Origin of the sequence: Carboxylicivirga sp. M1479 (assembly GCF_007097485.1) — a bacterium.
Taxonomy (GTDB): Bacteria; Bacteroidota; Bacteroidia; order Bacteroidales; family Marinilabiliaceae; genus Carboxylicivirga.
In genome coordinates this window covers 61822-79965 of sequence record NZ_VKDE01000006.1, presented here as the reverse complement: position 1 = coordinate 79965, position 18144 = coordinate 61822, and the positions used below count along the sequence as shown (strand labels likewise).

Below are 18144 nucleotides of genomic sequence, written 5' to 3'. Positions count from 1 at the left end.
AATTAATGGTTCTAAAGTACATAATTCATACTAAGCGTGCTAAGCGAAGTGTATAAATTTCCCTTCGCAGCTGCACGAGTCACCTTGTGTGGTTTGTTATTGTCACGCGAAAGGATTGATGGTTTGCAGCACCTTATTTCTTATCTATTTCAGTTAACCTGAATATATTATTCTTTCCGATTATGTTGTAGAATAAGGGATAAGAACCCAATGTGAAAATTATAATTGAGAAGTAATACCCGTTTAAATTCAGTGCATCTTTTCCCAGACCATAAAACAACATTAAGGAGAAAATGATTGGCAAAGCCCAGGCTAGGTATTTAAATTGAGTCAGCTTCAGAACTCTTATTTCGTTTTCACTAGTATTCAGCTTCACTTTTTGGCTACAATCCCAACCACTTTTTGCATAAACTTCTTGCTTCCCATCTTTAACTATAAAATCTTGGGTTTCATGGTTATTTATTGCGCCAACTTTTTTATCGTCAATATAAATTTCTATTGCACTCCATGTACCAACCCATCCAGTATTTCTTTTTATTCTAATTTTACTCATCTATTTCTGTTTTGTTATATTCTTGCAATTTCAACTTCATATATCTAATTAAAGATAGTAATTAATCATTTACACATATGTTGGGGAATGTGCTATCAGTTGCTGCCGCACGTGTCTCCTCGTGTAGTTTGTTTTAATATTACCACGCGAAAGGATTGACTTCGTCGAACGTTTTTTCGCGCGATAGCGGGGGAAGAATAATTATGAATCTTTATTCTTTTAGTTGCCAAATGTATACCTAAGCCCCCAAAGACTTCTCACGTTCACATCATCTTCAATAATAAATTGTGGTGTCAATTCGAATAAAACTGAGAACCTTTTGAAATCCTGTAACGGATAAATTTCCAATTGGACAGGTATTGTAAATGCATTTATAGGGTCTGACCCTGCAAATAATTCAGAATTAAGACCTACACCTACCGAAAACCTGTGAAAGTCACTTGGTTTAAAGTTATAAAATACGTCAACTTCAAAAAGAAGATCATCTACGCTTCGGTTGGCAAAAGTTTTTAATTCCCCACTAATTGTCTTATTCTGACTTGTGCTAATTCCTAATGAATAAATTGAATAACTAGTAACAGAAATTTGTGAAAAGCAATTGACACTAATGGTCAATAAAAAGGCTACAAATAGAATTTTGTTGAATTTCATAGTTCTTGATTTTTTTTATAGGCACTAACGACTTGCCGAATGTTATTTAATCTTTCACACACCTAATTGACAACCCCATGTGTAAAGGAGTAGACCTTATTTCACCAGGGTATAATGTACTACTTTGTTTTGCAAAAGCACTTAAGTCGTCCATTCCAGTTGATGTCCACCAAGCTGTCCAGTCTCCAATACCATAAAAATTGCCTGTATTATATTGACCTGAAGGAAGAGCTGTAAAACCTGACGTATTATCTCCAAGATTTAAATAATACCAATGTGTTTTTCCTACTTCTCTCAATTTTAATTCAGCTTCAGTACCACCACCTAGTGTTGATATTAATAGTTCCCATTCTTCTTTGGAAGGTATATGCCAACCTTTTGGTGCAATCCCACGACTATCAGAAACTGAAGCCCAGTTGTAAAGTAGTCCAAATGTTGCAATACTGTCTTTGTCATTTGTCTCATTGTAACTACCATACTCTGGTTCATTACCTGCTGTACTTGGGTATCCATGCATTTTAATAAGGCCACGAGATATTAATTCTCCATTATTAAAATGAGTAACTCTTAAATTCTCAGCCATCCATACCTGGTTTCCGATTTCAATTGTTCTATAAACATTACCATCTATATCGATAACTGTCCCATAGGTTAAAGATTCATTAAAAATAGCGTTTGTCTTTCCTTGGGGCTGTACTTCATCTTTTTCGCAACTAATAAAGAGTATAAATAATGTTAAAATGCTTAGGATAAATTTAATCTGGTTGTTCATCGTATTATATTTTTGGGTTATTGGATATGCTAATATTTGTCTAACTAATCGATACAGCATTCTTCTATTTCTATTCTCCCCCTAAACTACCAAAATGCCTCTTACTCTATTTGCTGATAAGCCATAAGTTATCAACATATTAAAACAAACTCCCCTTTCCACACCCAAAGGGGAGTTGTAAAATTAAACCTCTACCGTTGTTTCTTCCTCCTGGGCTTTACTGCCTTTGAGGTCGACAATAATGCGGGCTGCCTTAAAAGTTTTATACACCTTTGGTTGAGACATTTCGAGCATTAGCATCAGTTTGTCTATTTGATTTCTCAATAAATCGTCGACCTGAGCAAATAATTCCTTTAGCTCGCCCGTAGCTTGTGAGCGGGTAACTATTTCGCTGCGTGGTGCTGCTAATAAAGCTGTAAAATCATCAATCTCTTTTTTTAGCTTTCCAACACTCTCGGTAGTTACACCATAATCAGCCAGATTATCAACCAGGCTAAGTGCCAGCTCATAAATATTCAGGCACTTAGTGCTCAGTTCTTTATCAGTCATTTGTTTTAAGTCCGAAGGAGTAATGCTCACTTTCGATTTAAGGTCGGGCATGTTGTTGCTGTGCGCATGCACATAAATGGCCGCAGCTACCTGAATAGTAGCCTGTATCATTTCTTCCTCTTCCTTTAGCTTCAGTTTGCTATTGGCCGACGAGTAGTCCATTTGCACCTGGTGCATTTTATCAATCTTGCTGAGCAAATCATCAAATGCCAATACATTGCTTTTCAGAGCAGGTATGGTATCTACTTCTTGCGGAAATGTATTGAAAACATTGTTGACGGCCCTATACATCGCCTGTTTGTTGTTTTGTCTTGAATCCATTTAGTTGTGTTTAAAATTAAAAGTTTAGTATAGAGGCATCTCTTTGTGTGAGAAGAAAGGCCCTTCATTTAGTTAATAGCAGAAAACGAAAAACGTAACACCTCTGAATCGCTGTTTTTGCCTGTTTAGTGATAAGTGTATCGATTTTTATGATGAAGAGAATAAAATTATTGATGAATGAAATTTTTATGCATATACATAATATATACAATGATAGTAGATAGGGTGGGTTTGAATGCGAATAGGCTGGTAGCTAATGCCGAAGGGGTAATAGTAAATGTAGATGGCGTTTTAGGTATAGCAACATGGTTTGTAGTAACAGTCAAAGGGGTTCTTTCTTTTGCAAGGTGGGTTTTATCCAATGTAAAAGGCGATTTATCCTTTGCAGATGGCGTTTTAACCACTGTAGATGGCATGTTATCGGGTGCAACATAGGATTATTACAATGTAGGATAGGGTTTAGCCATTTTAGCAGGCGATTAATATAGCGTATAAGCCTATTTAGCTATCTACAGCAAGGGTTTGATGACTTACTGACATAGTTCAGCTATTTAATACATCGCTTTAGTGCTTTGCAATAACGATTTAGCAACTGCATGTCGCCATTTACCGAACGAAGGTAATGGCTTATCAACAGTAGATAGCTATTGTGCTGTGTGTTTTATAGGTTCAGGCAATAGGTCATTTGCTTTGAATTGTGTTAAAGCCTTTAACTATAAGCCATATGCCTAAAACTATTTCGTTCAATCCCATTACTACACCTAAATCTATTACAAGACTATGATCTATAGAATCCAAAAATACATTGACTAATACCATAGGGGCACCAATAAGTCCCCAAATGCATAAGAGTCGTGGAAAAAGTTTTAAATGATAAGCCGAGTAATAGAAGATTAAAGCTCCAAGGCTATAGGTAATAAATACCATTTGATTAGCCCAAAAACGAAGTGTTAATAATGCTGAACCTAAAGGCTGAAAAGAGCTTGATTCTGGCATGTTAGATAGAATATAGTCCTGACTCACCGTAATTAATACAAGAGGACTCATATCGCTAAGCATTTGCATGGCAAATTCAATAATTCGAAATCCAACATATAAAATAGCTAAACTCTCATTCAACCTTTTTATGATTGGATAGAGTAGTACTGCAATTCCCAGATAAGCAAGCCCATTAAGTAGTTCTAAAAATACTCCTATTAATAACTTGTTCTTACTTTCTGAAGCCTCAATTAGGTAATTGGATGAATTTAGAATTGGGTCGATTATAAGAGCACCAATTGTATATGCAATCATTAAACTTAGGAATAAAATCCCGACAATTCTTCCTGTGTTTTTAGAAGTGTACATCGCTGTATTTTTAAGTCAGAGCTGCTTTATAATTGACGTTTACTAAAATTAGGAGTAATTAATCAAATGCTCAACTTCAATAGTAGATAGGAAGTAAATATTCACGTAGCTTTTTGATGAAAAATGAACGTGGCTTTGAAGCGTAAAGGAATTTAAGCCTATAAACTTTCCAGTTTAGTATAGGTCAAATCAAGCTTTAACGCTAGTCGCCTAAGCTGAGATGGTTCACACTTTATGTGGAGCCCTTATGGTTTATTGCGGTTTATTGTGTGTAGTTTATTATATTTTTATGATTTACAAGTCATTTAACGAATTTCAAAAATTCATTGGGAACTTCTATAAATTCCTGATAACACCAACTTTTCGGACAATCTTCATTTAATTTAGTATGCTCTGCTATTCTTATTCTAATTGTTGCCTCTCCTTTGTCTGTACCTTTATATACTTCTCCTATTTTAAAAGTTCTTTCAGCAATTCCGACGAAACCTCCAGTGATTACTGTGGTTGAATATTCAGCAATAAATTCGAATTCTCCATGTAAATTTACTTCGTCACGATTACAAGAAGTAAAAAGAATAAATAAGAGGTATAATCCTATGAGTTTTAAGTTATTCATAATTCTTCTTTAAGTCTGTTTTCTATATAGACTTTGAAATACCAATTGGGTTGCGTTAAATTATACAGAACTATAATATATAAAGCCTCATGCTTTCTATTTCACTTCTAAAATACCAAACTTTTGAGCTTTGTATCTGCTGAACAGTTATTAGTTATCAAAATTCATTTATTAGTTCGCTTGTTTAGCACGATTTAGTCCTCATCTTCAATAGCTCCTTGCTGATAATAGAATTTATTTTACACGACCTCATCTGCCAATACAGAGTTCTCCATTTCTTTTATTGAGCGTGCATCTAAATACGCTTTGTAGGCTTTGGGTTGAGTTACTTCCAGTAAGAGCATTATTTTGTCTAAACGTTTAGTAAGTAATTCTTCTGCTTTGTGTTGTAATTCCTGAAGTTCTAACCGCATTTGTGTTGTAGTCATTATGTTATTTTTGGGTCGTGCGGTGTTCTTTTCAAAACTGTCAATCTCCTGTTTTAGTTTCTCAAGTAGTGCTTTATTAATGCCAAACTTGCACAAGTGATCAATTTCAGAAAGAGCGATTCGATAGATGCTTTTGCAAACGTTTTTCAAACTATTATTGGGCATTTTTCTCAGTCCAGCTGGTGTAATCATAACACGCGATGTTAGATCACTTTCGTCAAAGGTATTGGCATATACATAAAGGGCAGCTGCCATCTGCACTGTTGTTTTAATCATCTCACAATCGTCTTTTGTTTGCTCGTAATAACGATGGCATGTATGATAGGACTGGAGTCGATGGATGACCTTTATTTTGCCAATAATAACATTAAATTCTTTCATGGAGGTTACCATGGCCTTAATGTCGTTCAGTTGTTTTTTATTGGTGTTCAACACCTGATTGACAGCCATCAGCATAGCAATGCTACAGTTTTGTTTTGAGTTCATCGGAATAAGATTATTGTGTTTGGGTGTTATAGTGTGCGATGAATCCCAATTGTAGCTAAATCGATAAGTGTAAGGTGTTTATTTTACATTACGATTTGCTGTATGGCGATTTGATTGTTTTTGATGATGAATGTATGATAATTGATGCTTAATGTGCTTATTTCTTTGATTAATTAATATTTCATAAGCCGTTAGATAATTCATATCTCCTCATCACCACGTACAAAAAGCACGATTTCATCAATTAGCTGAGGTACAACAGGCAACTGTCCATTGGTATATGTTGCCATATTAGCTTTTTGCTCTGCAGGAGCTTCCTTTAGTATGTGATTCATCCCATCGATAAGTACCAATTTAGCCTTGGGCGCTGCCATGCTTAAGTTTTCAGCATCTTCTACAGTTACCTGCAAGTCAGTTGTACCCTGAATGAGTAGTATAGGGATGTTAAGCTTTTGTATCTCGCTGCAAGGATGGTAGTGCATCCACGAAATCATGTAGGGCTGCACGCTAGGGCGAAATAGACTGTATAAATAGGGATTGATTTTATTCACTGTTTCTCCCATTTTAAGCGAGTCAATGGCAGATTCCGCTTCACTGTAAAGAGCATCAGGTAACTTGGGTTTTAATTGTTTTTTTAATACTTCATCGATGGGAAAACCTGCTCCTGCGATGGATATGTAGGCTGCAACTTTTGTTTTTTGAGCTGCCAGCATACCAATTAAAGCACCCTGACTGTGACCGCATAAGTATACTTCTGAGAAGCGATTATCTTGCTTTACCAAGCTTATCCAAGCCAGTACATCATCAACAAAATTATCAAAGCGTAGCTGTTCTTCAGCGATGGCGGCCTGATGGCTTTGGCCAATGCCACGTTTGTCAAACCGAAGCGAAGAGATGCCTTTGGCTGCCAAATCGTGCGCTAGTATTTGATAGGCGTTGGTGTGTAAAGTAAAACCTGCATTGCCATTTCTATCAGTAGGGCCTGAACCCGGTATGATTATTATAATGTGAGAGGGGCTTTTACCTTTAGCCACCAATAAGGTGCCTGCTAAAGTGCCGGTGGTTGTTTCTACTGAAATTGGCGATTCATCAAATGTTGTTTGTGCACTACTGTTGATGCCTAACAGGATGATAAAGAGTAGGGTGGTTAGTTTCATTGTATTAGGTGTTTATGTCAAATATACAATATTTACTTTGTTAAGAGTATTATATACTGCTCGTTAATAAAAATTGGTCGTTGGTCAATTGATACTGGATATTGATCGCTTGATTATTTATCTTGAATAGTGATAAAAAACTTAAACCGTGTTAGTTATGAATTCTATTAAAATAAAAAGCCTCGCACTTAGTATACTTATTCTCTGTGGTGCGCAATTAGCAGATGTGCAGTCTCAAACCAAAAAAGAAATTCAGTTTACTTTAGATACCTTGTATAGTTCGCATATGAAACTAAAAGGCGATTATGAGCAACTACTTCGCTATTGGAAGCAATACGATAACTTTTATCAACATGTAAAAACACAAGCTTTAGATGCCTCTTTGGTAAATGAGCCCATTGATAAAGGTGCAGAGCACTTTGATGCGGTATGGAACAGTTTATCGAGCCAGATGCGCGTGTATGAAGATTCACTTATTTATTTAGTGGATTCGCTCAATAGGGTGGTAGAGGAGAGGCAGGATTTGTTAGTGCAAAATAAAATGTACTTGAATATTTTGAGTGGCAAACTGGGCGAAGCGGTATACCCTAATACCGAACAGGAGCTGGTTGGTACATGGCAATTATTTTTAAACCCTATGCAAACAACAGGCGATGCTTATCAGTCGGGTTTGATTAGTCATAACCCCTTTACAGTGCCCGATTCCATACAACAACATAATATTTATCAATTGGAGTTGATGGCCGATGAATTGGCTACCATTTATTTCAAAGATGGCCGTAAGCAAAAATGCTTTTATGAAGTAAACGATTTTAGTGTTGGTAAGAGTTACACCATTAAATACTCAAAGCAAGATGAATTTAAGTTGAATATGCATGTTTCTCCTATGCCTACAGGGTTAGAGGTGTCGTACGAAATACCTTTAGATACTACTCAAGTGATTTATTTTAACGGGGTAATGAAGCCGTAGTGTTTGATTTGAAAATGCCTTTTAAATTTTTTGAGCATTGAAACTCGCTCAAAACAACTTGCTTCACTTCAGGTTCTAAAGCCTGGTTTTTAGATACTTTAAATACTCGTGAAGAAGTTCTAATTTATAAGCTCGGTTTGAATGATAAGCACTAAAAAGCCCCTCAAGGTTCAGTTGAGGGGCTTGATTCTTTAATGGCTTTAGCTATTAAATGTTGAGGTATAGCCTTTGAGTGTAGTTAAGGTGAATGCCAATTATGAGCAAGGTATACTGGTAATTAAATACAATCCTCTAAAACCGATAGCCTGCTTTTTGAATATCCTTGAGATCATTAATCGGATTCTCAGGTTTTAAGTATTGGTTCATGTGTTTGTAAATTTTCACTCGTATCTCTTTGGCTATTTTTGTGTCCATACGATCAAAAGAATGACCACCCGGTACATCCTGGTAAATTTCATAGTCAAACTTTTTATTGTCGGCCTTTAAGGATTTAATCAGATGCTCCACTTCCAACACATGCACATCGTTGTCGTTGGTATTTGTATGAATGAGCAGTGGTGTGTTTTTAAATTTATGGGTGTTCCATGCTGGTGAGCGACGACGGTATTCTTCCACATTCTTATGCGCCGACTGCCCGATATCATAGGAAAATAACCCAACAATAATTACATTTGTTATATCAATAATCAAACTGATTGAAAATGAAGAATGTAATTATCTATTCCAGAGTGTCTACAAAAAAACAAGATACTTCATCATCAACTTTGATGTTAAAAAAACATTATTCAAATAACAAAGAATACAATATTCTAAAAATATACGAAGAAAAGAAATCAGGTAAATTACCAATTTTTGATAGACCTATTTATAAAGAAATGATGGAATACATCAGGACTAATAAAGATGATGTGGATGAAGTGGGTATACATGAAATTTCTCGTTTTGGTCGTAAGAATTCCGATGTGATGACTGTAACTGATGAACTAATTGATTTACAGGTTAATATATTTTCACTCAAAGAACAAATATCATTATTTCATATAGATAGAAATGGTAATTATGTACCTGATCCATCCACTAAAATGGTTTTTTCAATAATTTCATCAATAGCTGAAAATGAGTTATCTACACTTGAAGCAAGAAAAGAAAAAGGTGTTTTAAAAAGGAAAAATGATGGATTAAGTCCAGGCTTGAGTTATGCTTCATATGGTTATAATGTTGATATTGATACAGGTGTAATATCTATAAATGATGATGAAAAAAAGATAGTTAATTTGATTTTTGACCTTTATATAAATAGAAAATACGGTAGTAAAAAGATAATGCAATATCTTGATAGTCACCAAATACCAACTAAACACCAAAACCTACATAATCAAGGTAAATTATTAGGTAGAAAAAAAATGATAAAGCGTGATAAATGGTGTGATACTACTATTAATAAGATATTAGCAAATAAACAGTATATCAAACAAGGTACATACCCAACACCACGAATAATTTCAGATAGTGTTTTTGAAGCAGCAGCAGAAATTAGAAAATCACGTAGTAATGTTGGTCATTCAAATAGATATAATTATCTATTTCCTTCTAAAATGGTTAGATGTGGTGAATGTGGATGTGCTATGACCATAGCAAGAACTACAACTAATTATAAGGGTATTAAAAAAACATACACCCGATACAAATGCCATGGGTTAAAATATTCTGAAAGATGTAAAGGTGTTCACTCTATTAGGGTTGATAAATTTAATAGTGCTGTTTGGAAATATCTAATACATCAAGGTAATTCACTACATCACGCATTTAGTAAAGATTTATCATTGAATAATATTGATGATAAAATCAATGATTTTAAGATTTTTATAACTGAATCAAAAAAAGAATTAGAATTAGCAGTTAAAGAAGAAGAACAATTTATTAGAAATGTTAGTAGCTTATCTTTTATTGATGCTAAATTACTTGAAAAACAACATGGTACAATCAAAAAGAAACAATCTAAACTATCAGGTGATATTGAAGAATATAAATCAGAAATAAACAATCTATTAAAGTATAAAGAGAAGTACAATGATTACAAATCTTTCTTATTTAATATAAAAGGTGATAGTGATAAATTAAGGCGATTGATTGATAATGTTGTTAGTAAATTACATGTATACACTATCAAAGAAGATACATTTAAAGGTGATAATGTAATAGTGTGTGTTGAATTAGTAGGTGGTTTAAAAAGGTATTTTTTAACAGGTGGTAAATTAGATTTTATTGTACCTTTAAATGAAGTTAGATTTAATAGATTTTTTAATAATCGTGAGTATAATTACCATCAATCAAGATTAGATAAATTAGAACAAGCAGAAGGCGAAGAAAGAGAGCATTTAGAGCAATATTACCAAGATATTGATAAGATACATAGTACTTCATTCAATAGAATTGAAAGAGAGTTTAAAGAGCGTATAGAACTACAGAAATATTTAACAGATGATGGTACTGTATATGATTACAATGAATATAAGGAAATAGTAAAATCAGATGATAGAAGAAATAAATAAATACAAAAAACCCTGATAGCTTTCGTTATCAGGGTTTTTAATTTGAAATGATACTATTAAAAGTTTTCATTTTTCAGTTGGTTATTCACCTTTTGGTATTAATACACATTCTTCTAATTCTGTATAATCATCACAATTAACACACCATATACCATCATCACCAAATTCATAGTCTGGTTCACCACATACGCCTGAATTTACATCTACCCATACACCTGCATTCTGTTGTATATCTAATGATTTACATTTTTTACATCTATAAAAATTTCTACTCATTGTCACCATATTTTTCATTCAACATTTTTTTATATTCTTCAATACTCTCAACTTCAATTAAATCAACGTAATCACCACCACATTCATCACAATGGTTTTCAATTAATTCACCATCTACTTCAACATCTGATGGATTGTTATGATATAACATAGCCATATCGTAAAATCCTTTTACTTGAGTTGATAGACATTCATCACATACATATACATCATAATCAAAATCAGATGTATCATTGTTTTGTCTTTTAAATTCTGAAATAAATTCTTCTAATAATTCTTTTTTATCCATTATCTTTTTCTTTTAATAATTCTTTATATTCTTCAATATTTTCAACTTCAATTAACTCAATATATTCACCACATTCATTACACACATCACAATCATATTCACCTATATCATCATATTCACCTGTGTTTTTATTGATGCTAACCATATTGTAATAAGTTTTTACATCAGTTGATAAACAATCTTCACACACATAAACTGATGTGAATTGGTCTTGTATTTGTGAATTCCACACTTTAATAAATTCTTCTAATAATTCTTCTTTCATATCTATCTTATTTTAATGTATTTTTGATTGTTAATATTCTATTATTCAATAATTTATTTTCTTTTTGAAGATTGGCAATCACTTTAACATGTTGCTGATAATGTGTTATCAATTCTTCTTTTCTCATTCTTTGAGGATTTTTTGATAATGGTTTAGATTTTGTAATCTTTTTACCATGGATTAAATCAAATAAATCACTTTTACTTAATCTGTTAAATTCTTCTTTTTTTAATGTTCTTAAATTTTCGTACATGCTCTATTATTTTAAATTATTATTAAAAAATTCCTTTGTTTCATCTTCAATTTCATAATCTTCATCATAACCTTGGCATTGTACCAAGTAGTTATGTTGCTCATCATCAAAACCTGCTATCTCTAATAAATTATGACTAAATGATAATAGTTGTTGATAGGTAATTGTTATTGTTTTCTCTTTTTCCATTTTTTATTTATTTTAAATTAATTAATACTTCTTCTTCTAATACACACCCTTCTAATAGTGGTATGTGGTCATTTGCTACACTAACAGCTACATCATCACTAATTGCTTCAATCATGATGTTGGTGTAAATGTTATCACTTTGATATAACATGTAAGTGTGTTCTTTTACTTTTTTCAATTTGTAATTTTGTTTTACTTTTTTCATAAATCTATTTATTAAAATGTTTATTTAAATATTTATTTCTACATCTGGTACTGTTTTTTTTACTAAAAGGTTTCATTTTATTTTATTTATTTTTCTATTTATTTTAATATAGAACATTAAGTACCTGAATATCAATGAAAGAAAATTTATTAATTATTTCTCTATTTTATGATTAGACACAAAAAAAGGCGGTCAATATGACCACCTCAAAAACATTATTGTAGATAAATATTTATTTCTTTACTTCTGTTTTAGCAGGTTTCAAATCTTTCACGATTTCATTAAGTTCATCACCTTTACCCTTTGCTGTTTTCTTTTCTTTGATTTTGGCAATCTTATCTGCTAATTGCTTTTGTTGTTCTTCTAATTTATCTAATAAATCTAATTCTTTTAAATCCTTTTCGTCATTAGCTAATTTAATAACATGATCTAATTGTTCAGGTGTAAATCTGCCAAACTTAAAAAGATAACGCAGGAACTTATATGTATTATCAACTGAAATTTCAGAACTAAAACCACGATAATAAAACTGTGCTTGTTTTGTTGTTGTGATAAAATTATTAACAATACGACCTACCTCATTACCGTTAAATACATCATATCCTAAATTGGCATTTTTAAGTTTTTCAGCATTTTTGTATTTCTTCAAATTTTCCTTTTCGCTCATAGCTATATGTTTTAATTATTATCTATAATTCGCTTTCGTCTCTATTATCACTTAAAATTAAAATACAATCAAGTACTTTTGTGAAGGTCTTATTTTTTACCATTGTTTTTACGCAATCATCACAAAGTTTTAAATATGTATTTGCATGTTCATCATTCTCCTCTTTTGTATTAAATAACATACTGGTTTTATTGTTTTCTATCTCATCAAGTTGATAGAATTTATTTATGAAATCAAAGTACATTATGTGTTTAATTAACCTTACTTTATCTATTTTATAACCTATAGAAGAAAAAGAATAAAGTTGTACTAGACAGTCTCTATAGTGTTCAACTAATTGGACATTATTTAGTAAATCAACTAGTGTTTTAGAGCCTGTAGGTATATCCATAGATTTTATATTTAATATTTAATTCAAATCTAACAAATAATTCTAAAATATACATCATCTAATATACCATCAGTATCTTCATAGGTATCAATAACGCCAAGTTTTTTATAATATCCATAATTGAATGATGATAATAACCTTTCTTTTTTCTTCAGTGAAATCACTCTTACCTTAATAGCCATGCTATTATTATCATGATTTACAATAGTTGCTGGTAAATCTAATCTATCAGCTATTGTTGCTATATGTTGACCGAATTCATATACATTATCTTTCATTCATTTCTGTTTCTTTTTTTAAGCTCATATAAGCTATTATAATATCACCTATTACATAAACACTACATAGTATCACTACCAATGAAAAAGGGTGTAAAATGGGTGCTACCATTAGAAATAACACTAATAGCGTTAATATAAAGGCAATTGAAATTATTGATATTCGGTCTGCTTTATTATTGTTCATTGTTTCTGATATTATTTTTTAGCTTATTAATTTTCTTCAGCCTAATTTGATTGAATTTGTATTCTTCAAATTCATGTAATATTTCGTATGGTGTTGCGCCTGTTTTTAATAATTGGTCAAATACATCATGTAATTCACGTTTAGTTAATTCTTCTTTCATGGTTATAAGTTTGTTTTGATATTATATATCAAATGGTGAAACTCATTTTTTGCCGATTTTGATGAAAATTTTTATTTAGATTTATTATGGACTATCCTTTACTGACGTAGGTGTAATAAATAATTATTATACTTATTCCACTAATTCTACTAATACAAAGGCGTTATGATAGCAACAACATTAAATCTTAAGAAGATATTAGATAAGGGTGACTTATATGATTCGTTTGTGAAGCAAACGGAAAGTAATGGTCATATTGAAAGAAATGAAGTCTTTGTATCGGAAATACCAGAGAGATACAGATATGTTAGGGAGAAGTTATTACTATCTATAGAAAATGATACAATTAAATTAATTACTAAGCAGCAGCGACAGCAGATATTACAACACTACACATCATTATATCAAAATGTTGCTAATGTAAATCATGTTATTGATCAACTTGGTATGTTACGACAAATTATTATTACATCAGGATTAGATAATATGTCTAAAACTACTGATGATTATCTAACAGAAGCCAAAGAGATTAATAAAACACGTAAAAACTACCAAAAATCAATACGTGAAATTGAACAGGCGAAAGAAAGCTTAAGGTATATTGCTCAAAGTCGGCTTAAATTAGATTCCTTACTAATTGATTTAGGTAACGATACTAAAGATGTAAGTAAATTGGAAACTGAAATTAACAGTGTCGTTAAAAAATCTAAATTAAGTTTTGATGAAGTTGTTAAAACAGAAGAATTAATTAAAAGTGAATTAAAAGCCGCAGAAGAAAAAAGACTAAAAATAGAAACATTCGCTAAAAACATATCAAACTACGAAAAACAAATTGAGGGAATGCATAATTCCATAGTTGAAGTTGTTGGAAAAGAGAATAAAATAAATGAATTAATAGAAAAAGCTGAAACAGCATTAGATTTAAAACATGCTGAAGGTATTGCTGCATCATTTATTTCAAGATACACGGAAGCGAAAAATTCTTATATATTGGGCGCTTGGATAGGTGGAGCAATAGGTTTAATTGTAGTTGCTACTATTCTAACTATTGTTATAGCAACTGCGAGTTATGAAGAAGGTTTAAAATGGATTCCACAGTTAGTCGGGAAAGTAACAGCAATTGGTATTTCAATCGCTGGTGCTACATTTTGTTCAAAACGCTATATAAAACAAAAAAACATAGCTGAAGATTATGCGTATAAAGCAACATTAGCTAAATCTATTATAGCTTTTACACGTGAAATACAGAAGCGTGGTAGTGATGAAAGTGTGTCTGAATACTTAACCAAAGTACTAACTGAAATTCATAAAGACCCATTACGTGATAGAAATGAAGATGAAAGTGGTGCTTTAACTTTTGATAGTGTTGGTGTAGTTGAACGTATATTGAAAGCAGCATCAAGTTATGTTGGTAAAAATGGGGAAGAAAAGAAAGTCAAAAACCCACATGAGAATTAACAAAATGAAACCCTGATAGCTTTTAGTTATCAGGGTTTTTTATTATAACTATATTTCTTTTTTCACGCCCTACACGTTTGGTTATAAAATGCCTTTTAATATTTCTGATGTATTTATTTAATGATGTAGCATTCAATTCAAAATGGTAATTCATTTGTGTTTTAAATTTTTCATATACTTCATTGCTGCGTTTGATAAAATCCACTAAATCATCTAAATCAACATATTGATATGATGTTTTACCTCTTTCATAATCTTTTAAAAACGGTGAATTAACTATTATATCTTTCATGGTGTTCTGTTGTTCCCACTCTAAAAATGAAGCACTATTCAAATTATCACCATTCATATTACTACCTAACATTTCACACTTTTTTCTATTGAACCAATTGGTGTAATTAGATTTGTTCAATGTTATTTTGTTTAATACATCATCAGTAATTTCAATTTCTATAGATTCAACTTCTTTTTTTCTATTGTTGTATTTTCTTATCCTATCCTGATGTTCATTTAATATCACAATATCTTTTATTGATATTTTCTGCTTAATGGAAATTTCATCATAAATCATTGTTAATTCATTATGGTATTTCTTATAAATATCAATTGATTGGTTGATTACCTTTTGTGATGATATCTTTTCTTTCAGGTCATTATAATTGAATTCAGCTTCAAAATAATATTCTATCAATTCTTTAAACCCCTGTTGGTTAGTTTGATAGATGCTATTAAAATACTGTGTTAGTAAATCTAATTTGATAGCATCTTTATTTAAGATATATTCATTACCATCATTTATCATGTACTTATTATCAACTAATTCAATACCTATTTTATTTAATCGGTTTAGCTCATTTTCTTCTATTTGTAGTTGCGTAACTATTTCATTAAATGAATTGTGGTTAGTCATTTCACTAAATAGAATTGGTTGATAATGACCAAAAATTCGTGGTGTAGCTATGTAGTAAATATTTAGATTTTCAACTTTTCTAAATCTTTCTGATAGTTGGTAAATTTCAAATATTGAGACAGTACCATTATCCATTATTATTAAATCATCCCATTCTTCATTTTGGAAGTTGATACCATCACTAATATATGATGTTGAAATATATTTACGATTGTTATCTAATAACTGACTTTCAATGACATTATAGCAATGATATTTTTCTTTTTCTTGAGATGATAAGCTGAAGAACTCAATACCTTTATTTCTTGTTTGAATTTTGGTGTGTTCGTCAAAATCATTATAAAAAATCATTTGCTTCTTATCCTTATCTATTAACCTATCTAATAACTTGTTATGGTTTAATGATAGATGTACCATTATATTCTTTTTTTCATCATTTGATTTAATAAGATTTACATAGTGGTATTCATCCATTTTTAAACCTATTAAATAAGGTTCGGGGGTAGCAGTCATTAATAATAACTTACCATCATAACCTTTTAGATTTGATTTGATTTCATTCGCATATGCTACTAAATTCTGTAATTCATCAACTATTATTAAATCACAGTATTTAGTGATGTTTTGTAATTTAGGTGTAGATGATAAGATTAATACATTTTCATCTTCACCATAATCTTCATTTTTGAAGTAATTACCATTACCAAAGTTTTCAACTAATTTGAAATCATTGGTAAAGTCTTCATTAATGATTTGTTCGGTAATTATTTCTTTTTGTTGGTGGTTTAAACTGTTTTTCGGAATAACAAAAGCTATTCTTTTATATCCATTTGAAAAACAGTTATCAATATACTTTTGAATCAGTGTAGTTTTACCGCCACCTGCTTTTGCTTTTAGTATTACATTTTTATTATCATCAAATATTTTAAATAGTTCTGATTTTCTTTCACTTACATAAATATTGAAAGATAATTGTGTGTTGTAATTATTACCAAATAAATCACTATTATTTGAGGTATTTAAAAGGGGTATGTTGATGTTAATCTTGTTATATAATAACTCAATATACTTACCTGTTATTGATGTATTTAGATGGTGGTTAAATGTTTCAAAATCTATTGTTAAATTAGCAAATCTATCACCTTTATAATGCTTTTTGAATATAGCATAGATAAACCTTCTACCTTTATTATTTAGATGTTTAGCAGCTAAACGAATAGGGTACGATGATTGACCATGTTCACAATATGTTTTAAGTGTTTCATTGTTAATTAACTTACCTGCTTCTTTTTTTGATAAACCTTTTAAATAGTGGGTTAAATTATCCACATAGAATTGGTTAATTTTAACTATCTGTTCATTATTGATGCTTTTGTCATGGGATGATTTTTCACCCTTTAAAATAGCCTTATTTCGCTTTTTTGCTAATTCTTTAACTTCTTCAAAATCTTTTAAATCTGATGTAAGTAAATAAGCATCTTTATTAATGTGAAAACCTTTTGAATTAACACTATACATTACTTGTACAGGTATTGAAGCAACTTTATCTAAATAGTTATTTTCAACACCCAATTCTTTATGGTATTGTACATTGTATTGTGATAAATGTTCTAATACTCTATTATAATTGTGTTCTTGCCATGTTGATACTAAATCTTCATGATAGGCTTTAAATTCAGTTGGTGTTTTAATGTCTTTTTCAAGCCAATTTTTGATTTGTGGGTGATGGTTGATGGTGCGTAACCATAATTCATTTATCACCTGAAAAACGGCCTTTAAACCTTTACCTGATGCTGAATAAGAGGTAAGTAAACAATGTTCATCATTTTTAAATATGTTATTTAGTTTTTCCAATGCTTCGGAGTGTGTTGATACATTCATATCATTGGTTAAAGCATCCATCATAGTTTGATTTTTTCCATCAATATCAACTATAACTGTATGTGGATAACGGCAATGTGTTAATAGTCTTTTTTTATCATATACCCGATTGAATAAAAAACACTTTCTTTCATCTTTCGGTGTATTTTCTTCAATAATTGCTTCTTTCAATTGGTGGTATGAATTTTCACCTTTTAATACACGGTATGCCGTATTGTATTCATGGTCACGAAATATGTAAATAGGGTTAGAATTTCTTAATTCTGTTATTGCTTCTTTATCATTATTTCTAATTCGTAATAACGCTTCATCATAGATGTTCATTTTATTTTA

The 18144-nt window shown here is 31.1% G+C and carries 24 protein-coding genes; 4 read left to right on the top strand and 20 right to left on the bottom strand.

Annotation, left to right across the window (positions count from 1 at the left end; genetic code table 11):
- Positions 1 to 133: 133 nt before the first annotated feature.
- From FNN09_RS06110 to FNN09_RS06095, 4 genes are all read right to left on the bottom strand, one after another.
- Positions 134 to 553 carry a hypothetical protein gene (locus tag FNN09_RS06110; RefSeq protein WP_143300612.1) on the bottom strand — a complete coding sequence of 140 codons (420 nt, stop codon included), beginning with the start codon at positions 551 to 553 and terminating at the stop codon, positions 134 to 136.
- A gap of 219 nt (positions 554 to 772) precedes the next feature.
- A complete protein-coding gene (locus FNN09_RS06105; protein WP_143300611.1) occupies positions 773 to 1204 on the bottom strand; it encodes a hypothetical protein in 432 nt (143 codons plus the stop codon).
- A gap of 46 nt (positions 1205 to 1250) precedes the next feature.
- On the bottom strand, positions 1251 to 1976 hold the full coding sequence (locus FNN09_RS06100; RefSeq protein WP_185968896.1) for a fibrobacter succinogenes major paralogous domain-containing protein: 726 nt from the start codon (positions 1974 to 1976) through the stop codon (positions 1251 to 1253).
- Between the two features lie 183 nt (positions 1977 to 2159).
- Entirely contained in the window at positions 2160 to 2846 is a 687-nt protein-coding gene (locus tag FNN09_RS06095; RefSeq protein ID WP_143300609.1) for a hypothetical protein, read from the bottom strand.
- A 210-nt stretch (positions 2847 to 3056) separates the two neighbouring features.
- On the opposite strand from FNN09_RS06095, the gene FNN09_RS06090 reads away from it, so the two are divergent.
- Entirely contained in the window at positions 3057 to 3281 is a 225-nt protein-coding gene (locus tag FNN09_RS06090) for a hypothetical protein (RefSeq protein WP_143300608.1), read from the top strand.
- A gap of 246 nt (positions 3282 to 3527) precedes the next feature.
- On the opposite strand, the gene FNN09_RS06085 is transcribed toward FNN09_RS06090, so the two are convergent.
- From FNN09_RS06085 to FNN09_RS06070, 4 genes are all read right to left on the bottom strand, one after another.
- Complete coding sequence (locus FNN09_RS06085; protein ID WP_143300607.1) at positions 3528 to 4193, bottom strand: DUF4386 domain-containing protein; 666 nt, start codon at positions 4191 to 4193, stop codon at positions 3528 to 3530.
- Positions 4194 to 4494: 301 nt separating this feature from the next.
- On the bottom strand, positions 4495 to 4809 hold the full coding sequence (locus FNN09_RS06080) for a hypothetical protein (RefSeq protein ID WP_143300606.1): 315 nt from the start codon (positions 4807 to 4809) through the stop codon (positions 4495 to 4497).
- Between the two features lie 239 nt (positions 4810 to 5048).
- Positions 5049 to 5723, bottom strand: coding sequence for a hypothetical protein (locus FNN09_RS06075; protein ID WP_143300605.1), 675 nt, complete (start codon positions 5721 to 5723; stop codon positions 5049 to 5051).
- Between the two features lie 200 nt (positions 5724 to 5923).
- Positions 5924 to 6880 carry an alpha/beta hydrolase gene (locus FNN09_RS06070; protein ID WP_143300604.1) on the bottom strand — a complete coding sequence of 319 codons (957 nt, stop codon included), beginning with the start codon at positions 6878 to 6880 and terminating at the stop codon, positions 5924 to 5926.
- Positions 6881 to 7037: 157 nt separating this feature from the next.
- On the opposite strand from FNN09_RS06070, the gene FNN09_RS06065 reads away from it, so the two are divergent.
- A complete protein-coding gene (locus FNN09_RS06065; RefSeq protein WP_143300603.1) occupies positions 7038 to 7850 on the top strand; it encodes a hypothetical protein in 813 nt (270 codons plus the stop codon).
- Positions 7851 to 8141: 291 nt separating this feature from the next.
- Here the strand turns inward: FNN09_RS06065 and FNN09_RS06060 are convergent, their stop codons facing one another.
- Complete coding sequence (locus FNN09_RS06060) at positions 8142 to 8540, bottom strand: S9 family peptidase (protein ID WP_221932429.1); 399 nt, start codon at positions 8538 to 8540, stop codon at positions 8142 to 8144.
- A gap of 11 nt (positions 8541 to 8551) precedes the next feature.
- On the opposite strand from FNN09_RS06060, the gene FNN09_RS06055 reads away from it, so the two are divergent.
- Positions 8552 to 10402 (top strand): recombinase family protein, encoded by a 1851-nt coding sequence (locus tag FNN09_RS06055; protein ID WP_143300601.1) that lies wholly within the window; start codon positions 8552 to 8554, stop codon positions 10400 to 10402.
- An 81-nt stretch (positions 10403 to 10483) separates the two neighbouring features.
- On the opposite strand, the gene FNN09_RS06050 is transcribed toward FNN09_RS06055, so the two are convergent.
- From FNN09_RS06050 to FNN09_RS21100, 10 genes are all read right to left on the bottom strand, one after another.
- Positions 10484 to 10678 (bottom strand): hypothetical protein, encoded by a 195-nt coding sequence (locus tag FNN09_RS06050; protein ID WP_143300600.1) that lies wholly within the window; start codon positions 10676 to 10678, stop codon positions 10484 to 10486.
- Positions 10671 to 10967 carry a hypothetical protein gene (locus FNN09_RS06045; RefSeq protein ID WP_143300599.1) on the bottom strand — a complete coding sequence of 99 codons (297 nt, stop codon included), beginning with the start codon at positions 10965 to 10967 and terminating at the stop codon, positions 10671 to 10673. Before FNN09_RS06045 ends, FNN09_RS06050 begins: the two co-directional genes overlap by 8 nt.
- Positions 10960 to 11232: a hypothetical protein gene (locus FNN09_RS06040; protein ID WP_143300598.1), complete on the bottom strand. Its 273-nt coding sequence runs from the start codon at positions 11230 to 11232 to the stop codon at positions 10960 to 10962. Before FNN09_RS06040 ends, FNN09_RS06045 begins: the two co-directional genes overlap by 8 nt.
- A gap of 7 nt (positions 11233 to 11239) precedes the next feature.
- Positions 11240 to 11485, bottom strand: coding sequence for a hypothetical protein (locus FNN09_RS06035; protein WP_143300597.1), 246 nt, complete (start codon positions 11483 to 11485; stop codon positions 11240 to 11242).
- Positions 11486 to 11491: 6 nt separating this feature from the next.
- Positions 11492 to 11674, bottom strand: a complete 183-nt coding sequence (locus tag FNN09_RS06030; RefSeq protein WP_143300596.1) for a hypothetical protein — start codon at positions 11672 to 11674, stop codon at positions 11492 to 11494.
- Between the two features lie 7 nt (positions 11675 to 11681).
- Entirely contained in the window at positions 11682 to 11879 is a 198-nt protein-coding gene (locus tag FNN09_RS06025; protein WP_143300595.1) for a hypothetical protein, read from the bottom strand.
- Between the two features lie 232 nt (positions 11880 to 12111).
- Positions 12112 to 12546, bottom strand: a complete 435-nt coding sequence (locus tag FNN09_RS06020; RefSeq protein ID WP_143300594.1) for a hypothetical protein — start codon at positions 12544 to 12546, stop codon at positions 12112 to 12114.
- Between the two features lie 22 nt (positions 12547 to 12568).
- A complete protein-coding gene (locus tag FNN09_RS06015) occupies positions 12569 to 12937 on the bottom strand; it encodes a hypothetical protein (protein WP_143300593.1) in 369 nt (122 codons plus the stop codon).
- A gap of 29 nt (positions 12938 to 12966) precedes the next feature.
- On the bottom strand, positions 12967 to 13215 hold the full coding sequence (locus FNN09_RS06010) for a hypothetical protein (protein WP_143300592.1): 249 nt from the start codon (positions 13213 to 13215) through the stop codon (positions 12967 to 12969).
- Positions 13216 to 13391: 176 nt separating this feature from the next.
- Positions 13392 to 13562, bottom strand: coding sequence for a hypothetical protein (locus tag FNN09_RS21100; protein ID WP_185968894.1), 171 nt, complete (start codon positions 13560 to 13562; stop codon positions 13392 to 13394).
- Between the two features lie 165 nt (positions 13563 to 13727).
- Between FNN09_RS21100 and FNN09_RS06005 the strand changes: the two genes are divergently transcribed.
- Positions 13728 to 15020 carry a hypothetical protein gene (locus FNN09_RS06005; protein WP_143300591.1) on the top strand — a complete coding sequence of 431 codons (1293 nt, stop codon included), beginning with the start codon at positions 13728 to 13730 and terminating at the stop codon, positions 15018 to 15020.
- A 22-nt stretch (positions 15021 to 15042) separates the two neighbouring features.
- Here FNN09_RS06005 and FNN09_RS06000 read toward each other — a convergent pair whose 3' ends face one another.
- The gene (locus tag FNN09_RS06000; RefSeq protein WP_143300590.1) at positions 15043 to 18135 is read right to left on the bottom strand and encodes a DEAD/DEAH box helicase family protein; all 3093 of its coding nucleotides are present in this window, start codon (positions 18133 to 18135) and stop codon (positions 15043 to 15045) included.
- Positions 18136 to 18144: the final 9 nt, after the last annotated feature.